Origin of the sequence: Bradyrhizobium lablabi (genome assembly GCF_900141755.1) — a bacterium.
Classification (GTDB): domain Bacteria; phylum Pseudomonadota; class Alphaproteobacteria; order Rhizobiales; family Xanthobacteraceae; genus Bradyrhizobium; species Bradyrhizobium lablabi_A.
In genome coordinates this window covers 2,179,843-2,193,231 of record NZ_LT670844.1, presented here as the reverse complement: position 1 = coordinate 2,193,231, position 13,389 = coordinate 2,179,843, and the positions used below count along the sequence as shown (strand labels likewise).

General features: G+C 62.4%; 13 protein-coding genes. 8 read left to right on the top strand and 5 right to left on the bottom strand.

Annotated features, from left to right (window positions below; translation table 11 throughout):
* Nucleotides 1–11: 11 nt before the first annotated feature.
* From B5526_RS10215 to B5526_RS10205, 3 genes are read right to left on the bottom strand one after another with little or no spacing between them, the layout of a single operon-like run.
* Complete coding sequence (locus B5526_RS10215) at nucleotides 12–926, bottom strand: amidohydrolase family protein (RefSeq protein WP_079538087.1); 915 nt, start codon at nucleotides 924–926, stop codon at nucleotides 12–14.
* 12 nt (nucleotides 927–938) lie between these two features.
* Entirely contained in the window at nucleotides 939–1,877 is a 939-nt protein-coding gene (locus B5526_RS10210) for an NAD(P)-dependent oxidoreductase (protein ID WP_079544863.1), read from the bottom strand.
* 58 nt (nucleotides 1,878–1,935) lie between these two features.
* Entirely contained in the window at nucleotides 1,936–2,934 is a 999-nt protein-coding gene (locus tag B5526_RS10205; RefSeq protein ID WP_079538086.1) for a tripartite tricarboxylate transporter substrate binding protein, read from the bottom strand.
* A gap of 147 nt (nucleotides 2,935–3,081) precedes the next feature.
* On the opposite strand from B5526_RS10205, the gene B5526_RS10200 reads away from it, so the two are divergent.
* Nucleotides 3,082–4,704: an ABC-F family ATP-binding cassette domain-containing protein gene (locus B5526_RS10200; protein WP_079538085.1), complete on the top strand. Its 1,623-nt coding sequence runs from the start codon at nucleotides 3,082–3,084 to the stop codon at nucleotides 4,702–4,704.
* A 144-nt stretch (nucleotides 4,705–4,848) separates the two neighbouring features.
* On the opposite strand, the gene B5526_RS10195 is transcribed toward B5526_RS10200, so the two are convergent.
* Together B5526_RS10195 and B5526_RS10190 are read right to left on the bottom strand one after the other, a co-directional pair.
* Nucleotides 4,849–6,408: an ABC transporter permease/substrate-binding protein gene (locus B5526_RS10195; protein ID WP_079538084.1), complete on the bottom strand. Its 1,560-nt coding sequence runs from the start codon at nucleotides 6,406–6,408 to the stop codon at nucleotides 4,849–4,851.
* Nucleotides 6,405–7,205 (bottom strand): ATP-binding cassette domain-containing protein, encoded by an 801-nt coding sequence (locus tag B5526_RS10190; protein WP_079538083.1) that lies wholly within the window; start codon nucleotides 7,203–7,205, stop codon nucleotides 6,405–6,407. Before B5526_RS10190 ends, B5526_RS10195 begins: the two co-directional genes overlap by 4 nt.
* 146 nt (nucleotides 7,206–7,351) lie before the next feature.
* Between B5526_RS10190 and B5526_RS10185 the strand changes: the two genes are divergently transcribed.
* From B5526_RS10185 to B5526_RS10155, 7 genes are all read left to right on the top strand, one after another.
* Complete coding sequence (locus tag B5526_RS10185) at nucleotides 7,352–8,170, top strand: ABC transporter ATP-binding protein (RefSeq protein WP_079538082.1); 819 nt, start codon at nucleotides 7,352–7,354, stop codon at nucleotides 8,168–8,170.
* A gap of 51 nt (nucleotides 8,171–8,221) precedes the next feature.
* Complete coding sequence (locus tag B5526_RS10180; RefSeq protein ID WP_079538081.1) at nucleotides 8,222–8,788, top strand: YbhB/YbcL family Raf kinase inhibitor-like protein; 567 nt, start codon at nucleotides 8,222–8,224, stop codon at nucleotides 8,786–8,788.
* 37 nt (nucleotides 8,789–8,825) lie between these two features.
* Nucleotides 8,826–9,614, top strand: a complete 789-nt coding sequence (locus tag B5526_RS10175; protein ID WP_079538080.1) for an ABC transporter permease — start codon at nucleotides 8,826–8,828, stop codon at nucleotides 9,612–9,614.
* 263 nt (nucleotides 9,615–9,877) lie between these two features.
* Nucleotides 9,878–10,906: an ABC transporter substrate-binding protein gene (locus B5526_RS10170; protein ID WP_079538079.1), complete on the top strand. Its 1,029-nt coding sequence runs from the start codon at nucleotides 9,878–9,880 to the stop codon at nucleotides 10,904–10,906.
* 15 nt (nucleotides 10,907–10,921) lie between these two features.
* Entirely contained in the window at nucleotides 10,922–11,620 is a 699-nt protein-coding gene (locus B5526_RS10165; RefSeq protein WP_079538078.1) for an NUDIX hydrolase, read from the top strand.
* Between the two features lie 190 nt (nucleotides 11,621–11,810).
* Nucleotides 11,811–12,077 carry a hypothetical protein gene (locus B5526_RS10160; RefSeq protein ID WP_079538077.1) on the top strand — a complete coding sequence of 89 codons (267 nt, stop codon included), beginning with the start codon at nucleotides 11,811–11,813 and terminating at the stop codon, nucleotides 12,075–12,077.
* 105 nt (nucleotides 12,078–12,182) lie between these two features.
* Complete coding sequence (locus B5526_RS10155; RefSeq protein WP_079538076.1) at nucleotides 12,183–13,145, top strand: polyphosphate kinase 2 family protein; 963 nt, start codon at nucleotides 12,183–12,185, stop codon at nucleotides 13,143–13,145.
* Nucleotides 13,146–13,389: the final 244 nt, after the last annotated feature.

Sequence of the window (13,389 nt, the reverse complement as noted above, 5' to 3'; positions counted from 1 at the left end):
TGCGGCGGGGCTCAGGAGACTTCCGGCCAATAAAGCCGCATCGGATTATCGACCAATAGTTTCTGTTGCAGCTCGGGCGTGGTCGCGATGTGCGGGATGAAGTCGACCAACAGCCCATCGTCGGGCATGTGATCCTTCAAGTTTGGATGCGGCCAGTCGGTGCCCCAGAGCACGCGATCCGGGAACATCTCGACGATGCGGCGGGCAAACGGCAACACGTCGCGATAGGCGTTTTGCTCGCCGTTCAGGGCAGGGGGCCCCGCAACCGATAGGCGCTCCGGGCAACTGACCTTGGACCAGACGTTCGGGTGCTGCCGCATGAATTTCATGAACAATTCGAACTCCGGCCCGTTGACCGGTTTTGTCACGTCGGGCCGCCCCATGTGATCGACCACGATGGTCGTCGGCAGCGCCGTGAAAAAATCCCACAATTCCGGCAGGTCGACCGCCTCGAAATAGATCACGACATGCCAGCCGAGTGTTGCGATACGCCCCGCAATCTCCATCAATTCGTCCCGCGGCGTGAAATCGACCAGCCGCCTGACAAAATTGAAGCGCACGCCGCGCACGCCGCAATCATGCATCGCCTGCAACTCGGCATCGCTGACGCTTCGCTTGACGGTCGCGATGCCGCGCGCGCGACCGTCGGAATGCACCAGCGCATCGATCATCGCGCGGTTGTCGGCGCCGTGACAGGTCGCCTGCACGACGACATTGCGCGCGAAGCCGAGATGATCGCGTAACGCATAGAGCTGTTTTCGCGAGGCATCGCAGGGGGTGTATTTGCGCTCCGCCGCATACGGATATTCAGCCCCGGGGCCGAAGACATGACAATGCGCATCGACCGCGCCAGCCGGCACTTTGAATCGGGGCGCGGACGGGCCCGAATACCAATCGAGCCACCCGGGCGTCTTCTGGAATTCCATCGGAAATTACTCTCAGTTCTTTTTGCTGTTGTTGGACGCAATCCCGGCGAGGATGCGGTCGGCTTCGGTACGCCAGTCTTTGCTGCGGGCAAATCCTTCCTCGCCCTTCGTACCGAACAGGCCCTGATCGGCGAGGTCGGCCACCCAGGCCTGGCGTTCGGCGGTGCCTTGCGCCGACCACGGCGTTAGCCCGATCTCGCGCACGGTTTCGGCCACCTCGCGGACCTCTTCGCTGCGGCGCCTGCCATGTTCGATCACGCGCTGGAAGAAATAAGCGCCCTGTTTCTCCCAATCGATGCTCGGAAAAGTTTCCTTCAGCGAGGCCAGCACCGCGTCCTCGACGCCATAGGCACGCGCGGTGGTGAACGCTTCGATCACCATCGCCTCCATGCCTTTGATCATCACGCTGCGGCACATTTTTACGGCCGAAGCGACGCCGAGCTCGGGGCTCGCCACCTTGGCGTCGAAGCCGAGTCCGACGAGCAGCGGCGCGAGCTTTTCGGCGCCGGCGCCGCCAAGCAACAGCGGGACCTTGATGCGATAGGGCGGGATCGACGTCATCACCGCGCCCTCGACATAGCGGCCGCCGTTGCCGTCGATCAGCGCTGCCGCGCGCTGCTTGGCGCCGGGCGAGGCCGAATTAAAATCGAGGAACCAGGCGCCTTGCTTCACCGCGCCCGCGCAGGCCTGTGCCACCGGCACGGCCTGGCTCGCGGTGACGGCGGAGATGACAAAATCGGCTTCTGAGGTGAGATCGGCATGGGAAGTTTTGAGCGCAACGCCATGTGCGGACGCATGATCGCGCAACGGCCCGCCGGCCTGATCGCTGCGCAGTTTTATGTCGTAGGCGGTCACCTTCACATCTTGCTTGCGCAAATCTTCGGCGAGAATGCGGCCCACCTCGCCATAGCCGACGAGGCCGATATTCCATTGCTTCGGATCGGTCGAGATCACGCTCATTCGAAACAATCTCCTTGATTTGGATCGGTTGCCCGGCAAGCCAACGCCATTACTGCTTTGGAATTCCGGCTTTCTCGATCACCTCATGCCATTTGTCGATATCGGATTTGAGCCGCGCGGAAATCTCCTCCGGCGTGCTCGCTTTCGCTTCGATGCCGAGCTCGAGCAATTGCTTTTTTACGTCAGCATCCGTGAGTATATCCTGTAACGCGGCGTTGATCGTCCCCACGATCTCCAGCGGCGTGCCGGCGGGCGCAAACAGTGCGTTCCAGGAAACGACATCGTAACCGGTAACGCCGCTTTCCCGCACGGTCGCAATATCGGGCGTGCTTTCCGAGCGTACCGCACCCGAGGAGGCCAGCGCGCGGAATTTGTTGTCGGCAAGATTGCCTTTGATCGAGGCAAAACTGTCGATCATCAGCGCGACGTTGCCCTGCAGTAGCGCTACCTCGACCTCGGGCGTGCCGCGAAACGGGACAATGGCAAAATCGACGCCGGCCGCGGTCTTGAACAATTCGGCCGACAGGTTCTGGGTGCTGCCGATATTGATAGTGCCGACATTGAGCGCGCCGGGCTTTGCCTTGGCGGCCGTGACAAAATCTCCGAGCGTCTTGAATTCGGAATTGGCTGATGTCGCCAGGATAAAATCGAAAAAGCCGAGGCTCGAAATCGGCTGAAAATCCTTGGTGGGATCGAACTGCAATTTCTCGAACAGCGACACGCTGACCGCGGTGCCGTTCGACAATAGCGCCAGCGTATAGCCGTCGGGCCGCGACGAGATCACCGTCCGCGCCGCGGCGATGCCGCCGGCGCCGGGCTGGTTCTCGATGAAAAACCGCTGTCCGAACTTGCTGCCGAGTTTTTCGGCAACAATGCGCGCCGTGATATCGGCGACGCCGCCCGCCGCAAACGGCAGCACGATACGCACCGGCCGGTCCGGATAGGCGGCTGCGGCACGGGCTTGTGGGGCTGCGAGCGCGCATAGGGCAAACAGAGTGAGAGACGCGGCGACGAAACTATCGCGCACGGCGCGATCGACAAACCTCATGAAATAACACGCTCCTGATCTCATTGGTGTTTATAACACGCGGCTCTGCCGATCCAAGAACGGGGCTGGCATTCCGCCAAAACCCTTCCGCAAGCGCGCCGCATGGCTTAAGAGCGGCCCAAACATTTCTTTCGGGCTCCCGTACACATGATTCGACTTGACAACATCAGTAAGCAGATCGGTCACCAGATCCTCTTCATCGAGGCCTCCGCGGCGCTCCAGAAGGGGGAGAAGGTTGGTCTCGTCGGCCCCAACGGCGCCGGCAAGACGACGCTGTTCCGGATGATCACGGGCGGGGAGCTTCCCGACGAGGGTCAGGTGGCCGTCGATCGTGGCGTCACCATCGGCTATTTCAGTCAGGACGTCGGCGAGATGTCCGGCCGCAGCGCGGTGTCGGAAGTGATGGACGGCTCCGGCCCCGTCAGTGCCGTGGCCAGCGAGCTGGCGGAGCTCGAGGCCGCGATGGGAGATACTGAGCGGGCCGACGATATGGACGAGATCATCGCGCGTTATGGCGAGGTGCAAGCGCGCTTCGAGGAACTGGACGGCTACGCGCTGGAGGGGCGGGCGCGCGAGGTCCTCGCCGGATTAAGCTTCAGCCAGGAGATGATGGACGGTGATGTCGGCGCGCTGTCCGGCGGCTGGAAGATGCGCGTGGCGCTGGCCCGCATCCTCCTGATGCGCCCCGACGCCATGCTGCTGGACGAGCCGAGCAACCACCTGGACCTGGAAAGTCTGATCTGGCTCGAGCAGTTCCTGAAAGGCTATGAGGGCGCATTGTTGATGACCTCGCACGACCGCGAGTTCATGAACCGCATCATCAACAAGGTCGTCGAAATCGATTGCGGTCAGCTGACGACTTATTCGGGCGACTACGAGTTCTACGAGCAGCAGCGCGCGCTCGGCGAGAAGCAACAGCAGGCGCAATTCGAACGTCAGCAGGCGATGCTCGCCAAGGAAATCAACTTCATCGAGCGCTTCAAGGCGCGCGCCTCGCACGCGGCCCAGGTGCAGTCGCGGGTGAAGAAGCTGGAGAAGATCGAGCGGGTAGAGCCGCCCAGGCGCCGCCAGACCGTGGCGTTCGATTTCCTGCCGGCGCCGCGCTCCGGCGAGGACGTGGTGAGCCTGAAGAAGGTGCACAAAACCTATGGTGTCCGGACGATTTACCAGGGCCTCGACTTCCAGGTGCGCCGGCGGGAGCGCTGGTGTGTCATGGGCGTCAACGGCGCCGGCAAGTCCACGCTGTTGAAGCTGGTGGCGGGCTCAACGCCGCCGGACGACGGCACCGTGGCGCTCGGCGGCAGCGTCAAGATGGGCTATTTCGCGCAGCACGCCATGGATCTCCTGGACGGCGAACGCACGGTGTTTCAGTCGTTGGAGGATTCATTCCCGCAAGCAGGCCAGGGCTCGCTGCGGGCGCTCGCCGGCTGCTTCGGGTTTTCCGGCGACGACGTGGAGAAGAGATGCCGGGTGCTGTCGGGCGGCGAGAAGGCCCGGCTGGTGATGGCGAAGATGCTCTACGATCCCCCGAACTTTTTGGTGCTGGACGAGCCCACCAACCATTTGGACATGGCGACCAAGGAGATGCTGATCGCGGCGCTGTCGCAATATGAGGGCACCATGCTGTTTGTCTCGCATGACCGGCACTTCCTGGCCGCATTGTCCAATCGGGTGCTGGAACTGACGCCCGAGGGGATTCACCAGTATGGCGGCGGCTATACCGAGTATGTCGCGCGCACCGGCCAGGAGGCGCCGGGCTTGCGCAGCTAAGGCCGAAGCAAGTTCGAATTCGGTAGGGCGGATTAGCGACAGCGTAATCCGCCGCGCCGTCCTAAAGGTGGTGGGTTACGCCGGAGCCTGTCATCGGGCCGCGCCTTGCGCGGACCCGTTGGGCTAACCCACCCTACGATCCCCCTAACGCTTTCCGATCCTCTCCCACAGCCAGCGCGCCACCGCATCCGGCGATGACGCGCCGTCGCCGCCGGCGGCGCGCAAGTTTGCTTCCCGCATTGCCGCGATGTCGATCTTGCCGAGCAGCGGCTGCAGCGCTGCCTGCAACGCCTGATCATCCGCGCGTTTCGGCGCGAGCAGCACGATCGCGTCATATGGCGGGATCGCGTGTTTGATGTCGTCGAGCACCGCCAGATCGTATTTCGCGATCAGCCCGTCGCTGGTATAGCCCGCGATCACGTCGACCTCGCCTGAGGCGACCGCGGCATACATGAAGTCGGGCTGCATCTGGCGCTGTGCGCGAAATGATAATCCATAGGCCTTGCGCAATCCGGCCCATTCCGGCCGCGAGAAGAATTCGTAATCGCCGGCGATCGACATGGTTGCCGCATGCGAGGCGAGATCGGCAATAGATCGAATCCCGAGCGCCTCGGCGCGCTTGCGCGGCAGCACCAGCGCATAGGCGTTTTCGAATCCGAGTTCGCCGAGCAGCGTGACGTTACGCTGTGCCAGCGTCGCCTTCAGTTCACGCAGCAGTTCTTCGCGCGGTTTGATCTCGGTGTGACCAAACTGGTTGGCCCACAGCGTGCCGGAATAATCGATGTAGACATCGATGTCGTTGGATACCAGTGCATCGAAAATCACGTTGGAGCCAAGGCCCTCGCGTGTGGTCGCCGAAAGTCCCGCCGCCCGCAACCGCTGCGCGATCAGCGCGGACAGCACGTATTGCTCGGCAAAGGTTTTGGCGCCGACGACATAGCTCGATGGCCCGCGCGCCATCGAGGGCACCAATGTTGCAACGACCAGCGCGGCGATCCCGGCGCCGCCGAGTGCTGTCCGTACGCGGCTGCGGTTACGAATACCGGTCTCGATCAACGCCAGCAATTGATCCACCGCGAGCGCCAATACCGCCGCGGCAAGGCAGCCGAACAGCACGAACACCCAGTTCTGGGTTTGCAGCCCTGCAAAAATGTAATTCCCCAGGCTGGTCTGGCCGATCGGCGTCGACAGCGTCGCGGTGCCGATCACCCAGACCGCCGAGGTGCGGATACCGGCCATGATCACCGGCAGCGCCAGCGGCAGCTCGACCATGAACAGCGATTGCCGCTCCGTCATGCCGACGCCCTGCGCGGCCTCGATGATCGCGAGGTCGACGCCTTGCAGGCCGGTGATGGTGTTTCGTAACACCGGCAGCATCGAATAGAGCGCCAGCGCCAGCACGGCCGGGAGGAATCCGAACGCGGAGAAGCCAAACCCGAACCACGCCATCGTCAACGATGCGAGCGCGAGCAACAGCGGATAAAATAGTGCCAGCAGCGCCAGCCCCGGCACCGTCTGCACAATCGAGGCCAAACCGAGCAGCGCGCCGCGCATCAGGGGACGGTTGCGCGCGGCGATAGCGAGCGGCAGGCTGACGAGAAGCCCGAGCGCCAGCGCCGCGACGCTGACCCGCACATGATTGCCGAGATAATCGCCAAGATGCGCGAACGCTTCGCCCCAGCGCGGATCGCTGAAAAAATTCATGCCGCGCCATCCCGCGGCAGCAGTACCTGCAGCCGCTCCGCCTGCCGGCGCGGTGTGCGCAGGAGTTCACCGACATAAGCATCGCCGCTGCGCGAAAGCTCTGTCGGCGTGCCCTGCGCCAACAGCCGTCCGGCGCGCATCACCGCGACGCGGTCGGCCAACAAAATGGCCTCGGTCATGTCGTGGGTGATCATGACGGTGGTCAGCCCAAGCCTGTCGTGCAGCCTGCGGTAGTCGTCGCCGAGCGCGTCGCGGGTGAGCGGATCGAGCGCGCCGAACGGCTCGTCCATCAGCACGATTTTGGGCTTCGCCGCCAACGCCCGCGCGACGCCGACGCGCTGGCGCTGGCCGCCCGACAGCTCATGGGGAAACCGATCGCGGTAAAGCGTGCGGTCGAGCCGCACCAGCTCGAGCAAGTCGTCGACGCGTGCGGAAATCTCCGCGGCGGGCAAGCCCAACAGTTTTGGCGTGATCCCGATATTGCCGGCAACGCTGAGATGCGGAAACAATCCGCCGCTCTGGAACACATAGCCGATGCGGCGGCGCAACGCGACCGGATCGACCGCGCGGACATCGCAGCCCTCGACCGTGATGTGGCCAAGGTCAGCATCGATCAGCCGGTTCGCCAGCCGCAGCAGCGTGGTCTTGCCGGAGCCGGAGCCGCCGACCACGGCGAGGAATTCACCCGCGGCGACTTCGAGCGAGACGTCGTCCACGGCCAAGACACGCTCGGCGCCGCGGCCGCCGTCGAAGCTCTTGCCGACATGCGCGAATGCGATCAGGGGCGGGGTTGGCATACGGTCGGCCTTGTGCTTGCGGCTCTTACCCTCCCCCTGGAGGGCCCCCTCCAGGGGAGGGTGAAGGGATCAACTACCACGTCGCCGGATCGCGTTGAACTTGTTCTCCCAAGGCGCTAAGGCATCCTCCAAGACTTGGAGGTGGAATGCAGGTGGAAACGGCAAAGCCGACGGCGGTCGCGCTCGACGACGCCACGGTGGCGTTTCGCCTTGCGGATAGCCGTGTCTATACGGCAGTGGAAAAAGCCCGGCTGTCGGTGGAGCCGGGCGAGTTCGTCGCCATTGTCGGGCCCACGGGTTGCGGAAAATCGACGCTGCTCAATGTCGCCGCCGGCCTGCTCAAACCCGCTTCAGGCACGGTGCGGATTTTCGATGCGCCCTTGAGCGGCCTAAACCGGGACGCCGGCTATCTCTTCCAGGCCGATGCGCTGTTTCCCTGGAAGACCGCGATCGACAATGTCGCCATCGGACTCGAGATCAAGGGCACGCCGCGCACCGAGGCGCTGGCGCGCGCACAAGGCTGGCTCACCTCGGTGGGTCTCGGTGCCTTCAGTGGCCGCTATCCGCATATGCTGTCGGGCGGCCAGCGCAAGCGCGTCGGGCTGGCGCAGGTGCTGATCCAGGATCCAAAAATCTTGTTGATGGACGAGCCGTTCGGGCCGCTCGATGCCCAGACCCGGCAGATCATGGGCAATCTGCTGCTGGAGCTCTGGACCGCCGATCGCAAGGCGGTGTTGTTCGTCACCCACGATCTCGAGGAGGCGATCGCGCTCGCCGACCGCGTCGTGATCATGTCGGCAGGACCCAGCGCGCGCATCATCGGCGACTGGCGCGTGCAGCTTCCGCGGCCGCGCGACATTCTCGAGGTCCGGCTGGAAAAGGAATTTCACACACTTCACCGTGAGATATGGAGTGTTTTGAAGGACGAAGTGTTGAAGGGCTACGCACAATCGGCAGCCGGATAGCGCTGCCATCGTGTCGCGGAGATTTAACCAATGCCAACAAACGGAGATGTCATGTTCTCACGCAGTTTAATTCTCTCGGCGGCGGTCACGCTGGCCGGCTTTTGCGGCTCGCATGATGCGCGCGCGCAAGGCGCATTCACGCTGTCCTCGCCGGACTTCAAGGACGGCGAGCGCTTGCCGCTGAAGAACGCCGGCAACAACAAGGCCAATCCGAATTGCGTCGGCGAGAACATTTCACCGACGCTATCCTGGGCGGATCCGCCCGAGGGCACCAAGAGTTTTGCGTTGCTGATGCTCGATCCGGAAGGCCGGCCGCCCGGCGGCGTCAGCCATTGGGTGGCCTATGGCATTCCAGTTTCGGTCACCGGCTTCGCCGAGGGTGAAGTCTCGAAGCTCAGCGACAAATATGTCGGCGGCATCGGCACCAACAAGTTCTCCTGGTACACCGGGCCCTGCACGCCGGCGGGCGCGCCGCACCATTATATCTTCACGCTGATCGCGACCGATCTCGAGCCGACCGCGCTGCAGCCCGGTCTGACCCGCGAGGAGCTGTTCAAGGCGCTGGAAGGCCATGCCAAATTGGCGACCGGCTTGATCGGCACGTTCTCCAAACCGTGACGGCGCATCGTAAGGCAAAAATGAGAGGGGTGTGAGCGTGTCGAGGATCGGGCTCCTCTTACTGCAATTGCTGGTCGCGGTGGTCGGACTGGGACTATGGCAGTTGCTTGCCAGTGTGGCGATCTTCGGCCACACGTGGCTCCCGCCATTCTTCTTTTCCAATCCGGTCGATGTCTTCAGTCAAATCTTCGACTGGTTCCGGACCGGCGTGATCTGGAAACATCTCCTGATCACGCTGTGGGAATCTATCCTCGCGTTTGCGATCGGCTCGCTCAGCGGCGTCATGGTCGGTTTCTGGTTCGCGCGTCAGCCGCACGTCGCCGCGGTGTTCGATCCCTATGTGAAGATGGGCAACGCGCTGCCGCGCGTCGTGCTGGCGCCGATCTTCACATTGTGGCTTGGGCTCGGCATCTGGTCGAAGGTCGCGCTTGGCGTCACGCTGGTATTCTTCATCGTCTTCTTCAACGTCTATCAGGGCGTCAAGGAAGTCTCGACCACCGTGCTGGCCAATGGCCGCATGCTCGGCATGAGCGAACAGCAGTTGATGCGGCATGTCTACTGGCCGTCGGCGCTGTCATGGATGTTTTCCTCGCTGCATACCTCGGTCGGTTTTGCCGTCGTCGGCGCCGTGGTCGGCGAATATCTCGGCTCGGCCGCAGGCCTCGGCTATCTGATCCAGCAGGCCGAAGGCGTGTTCGACGTTGCCGGCGTCTTTGCCGGCATGTTCGTCTTGTCCGCTTTTGTCATTTTGATCGACATGGTGGTGACGGTCGTGGAGCGGCGGCTGCTGGCGTGGCGGCCGGATGCGCTTGAGGGACGCGGTTGATGCCATCTCGCCCCGCTTGCGGGGAGAGGCATAGGCCGCCTTCGGCGGCCGTCCTCAGATAAGAACGCCGAAGCGAAGCTTCGGCTATGTTGCGGAGCAATCCGGGTGAGGGGGGACTCTCCGCGAGTCGAGCTTGTGGAGAGAGCCCCTCACCCCAACCCTCTCCCCGCAAAGGGGCGGGGAGAGGGAGATCCACCGCCACCTTCTCAAGCGCGGCACGCTGCTCTATCCTGCACCCAACCAACGAGACCCCGGAGGATACCATGAAGATGATGTTTGGCAGGCTCGCATCAGCGCTGTTGGCGCTATTTCTGACCTCCGGTCTCGCCGCAGCCCAAACCAAGATCACGGTCGCGGTCGGAGGCGGCGCCTGTCTGTGCTATCTGCCGACCGTGCTGGCGAAGGAACTCGGCGAGTTCGACAAAGCCGGCCTTGCGGTCGAACTGGTCGACCTGAAGGGCGGCTCGGACGCGCTCAAGGCCGTGCTCGGCGGCAGCGCCGACGTGGTTTCCGGCTATTTTGATCATTGCGTCAATCTCGCGGCCAAGAAGCAGGAGCTGCAGGCCTTCGTCGTCTATGACCGCTATCCCGGCCTCGTGCTGGTGGTGTCGCCCTCGCATGCGGGCGAAATCAAATCGATCAAGGATTTGGCCGGCAAGAAAGTCGGCGTCAGCGCGCCGGGCTCCTCGACCGATTTCTTCCTCAAATATCTCCTGAAGAAAAACGGCCTCGATCCCGCAAGCGTCGCCGTGATCGGCGTCGGCCTCGGCGCCACTGCGGTTGCGGCGATGGAGCAGGGCCAGATCGATGCGGCAGTGATGCTGGACCCGTCGGTCACCGTGCTGCAAGGCAGCCATCCGGACTTACGCATCCTCTCCGATACGCGCACGCAGAAAGATACGCTCGATGTGTTCGGCGGCGAATATCCGGGCGGAGCGCTTTACTCGACGGCCAAGTGGGTCAGTTCGCATGAGAAGGAAGTGCAGGCCCTGACCAGCGCGATGCTGAATACGCTGGCCTGGATTCATTCGCATTCGGCGGAAGACATCATGGCCAAGATGCCGCCCGAAATCGTCGGCAAGAACAAGGAGCTTTATCTCGCCGCGCTCAAGAACACGATCCCGATGTATTCGGAGACCGGCAAGATGGATCCAAAGGGCGCGGACGCGGTGCTCGCGGTGTTCAGCGAGAGTTCGCCCGAAGTCGCCAAGGCCAATATCGATGTCAGCAAGACCTGGACCAACAAATTCGTCGACCAGGCCAAGAAGACGACGGGGATGAATGCGAAATAACCTTTATCCGGCGGCATGACGCTTCCCGTCATTCATCGCGTCACCACGCTCGATCTGAGCTTTCGTCCCGAGCCGTGGCCGTTCGCCGACGAACGGCGTGCCGATATCGATGCGCATTTTGCGATCGAGCAGCGCGAGAAGCCGATCTGGAACGGCCGCATCCTGTTGGCGCGCGATCCGCTCTTTGCCGGCGCGCGCTTCAGCGCGTCTTATTTCGAGGCCGACTTCGCAAGCTTCCTGGCCTGGCGCGACTGGGGCTTTCCCGACAAGCACGTGTTCAACGGTTTCGGCATGGGCGCGCTGCGTTGTTCCGACGGCGCATTCATCCTCGGTGAAATGGGTCGACACACCGCGAATGCCGGCCGCATCTATTTTCCGGCCGGAACGCCCGATCTCGACGATCTCAGTGGCGGCGCGGTCGATATCGCGGGCAGTGTCGCCCGCGAGCTCGAGGAGGAAACCGGTCTCACGCCGGCGGACTATCGCGCCTGCGCGCATTGGGACTGCGTCGTCTCCGGCAGTGCGATTGCGATGATCCGGCTCCTGGATGTCGATAGCTCAGGCGAGGCGCTGCGCGAGCGGATCGAAGCCAATCTCGCGCGGCAACGGCAACCCGAGCTTTCCGCGATCCATCTCGTGCGCGAGGTGAGCGATCTCACCTCTGCAACGCCGCGCTATGTCGCCGCGTTCATCGAAGCGCAGTTGAAAAATTGATTCGTAGTTTGCCTCTCTTCACCCTCCCCTCCAGGGGCCCTGGAGGGGAGGGTGAAGCAGCGAAATCCTCACGCAAAAATTTCAAAGCATTGCTGAACGAGCGTTCATAAAATTCCCGTGAACCGACTTCGTTCAGGCCACGTCTGATGAGCGTAACCGGTGCAATGCATCACAGACATGGAGAACCATAATGTTTCGTAAACTTGCTCTCGGCGCTCTCGCTGCCGCTTCGATTGTCGCGGTTGCTCCCTCCGCCGCTTCCGCCCATGGCATGGGTGGTGGTCACGGTGGTGGTCACTGGGGTGGTGGTCACGGTCACTGGGGTGGTGGCCACGGTCACTGGGGTTGGGGTCACGACCACTACTACCGTTCGAGATTCTACATCGGTGGAAGCTGCTACAAGACGATCTTCACCGAATTCGGCCCACGTCGCGTCAACGTGTGCGATATCTACTAAGCGCTGACGAGAGGCCCCGGCGATGGCTGGGGCCTCTCTTTTGTTGGTTGCCTCTCCCGGCGCGCACCCTGTACCGTTCGGGTTCGAACCGGAGCCCCCGATCTCATGAGCAAGACGCCTGCGCGATCCCCCGCAGCCAAGCCGGAAGCCTTCGTCACGCCGTTCCGTTTCGACGGCTCCGGCAAATTTCATCTCAAGGCGTATAAGACCGATGAGAGGGGCGGTCTCGACAAGGACAAGGCGGAAGAAATCCTCGAAGCCAACCGGAAACGGCTCAAGGATTTTCAGGAAAAGCTCTACGCGCAGAATCGCTGGTCGGTGCTGCTGATCTTTCAGGGCATGGATGCGGCCGGCAAGGACAGCACCATCAAGCACATATTCGAGGGCGTCAACCCGCAGGGCTGCGAGGTGCATTCCTTCAAGCAGCCGACCTCCCAGGAGCTCGATCATGATTTCATGTGGCGCCACGTGATCGCGCTGCCGGCGCGCGGCCACATCGGCATCTTCAATCGTTCCCATTATGAAGAATGCCTGGTGACGCGGCTGCATCCGGAATTGCTCAAGCAGGAGCGGATCCCTCCCAAGCTGATCACCAAGAACATCTGGCGCGAACGGTTTGAGGATATTTCCGCGATCGAGCGGTATCTTTCGCGCAACGGCAACGTGATCCTGAAATTCTTCCTCAATATCTCGAAGGAGGAGCAGCGCAAACGGTTTCTCGACCGGCTCGACGACCCCGCCAAGAACTGGAAATTCTCGATGGCCGATATCACCGAGCGCGCGCTGTGGAACAGATACATGGCCGTATACCAGGACATCGTCCGGCATACCTCGAGCGCGGTGGCGCCATGGCATGTGGTGCCGGCCGACCACAAATGGTTCGCCCGCGTGGTGATCGGCTCGGCGATCGTCAGCGCGCTCGACAGCCTCAACCTGCGCTTTCCGCGCGCCGACAAGGCATCCCTCGAGGAGTTCAAGCGGGTGCGCAAGGCGCTGGAACAGGAAGGCGAGGGCAGGCGAAAGAAGGTGGCGAAGGCCGGAAAGCGTGTGGCGGCGAAGGGCGGATAGGGCGCGTACTCATAAATCGAACTTTATTTGCGCGGTTTGATCGATGTCCGCTGTATCCCAATAGCGACCAAATTCCGCATCGCAGCGAAATGACGCGATGTGTCATGAACCGACATCCGCGATGCAAAGAAAATCCGTCCGAAGGCGGCTCTTCGATTTGAATTAGGCAGGGATCAGGCGAGGCGGGGCTGAGATCGGTTCCGCTTCCGACGGTAACGGTATTGGATCATCAAATGGTCGTTTC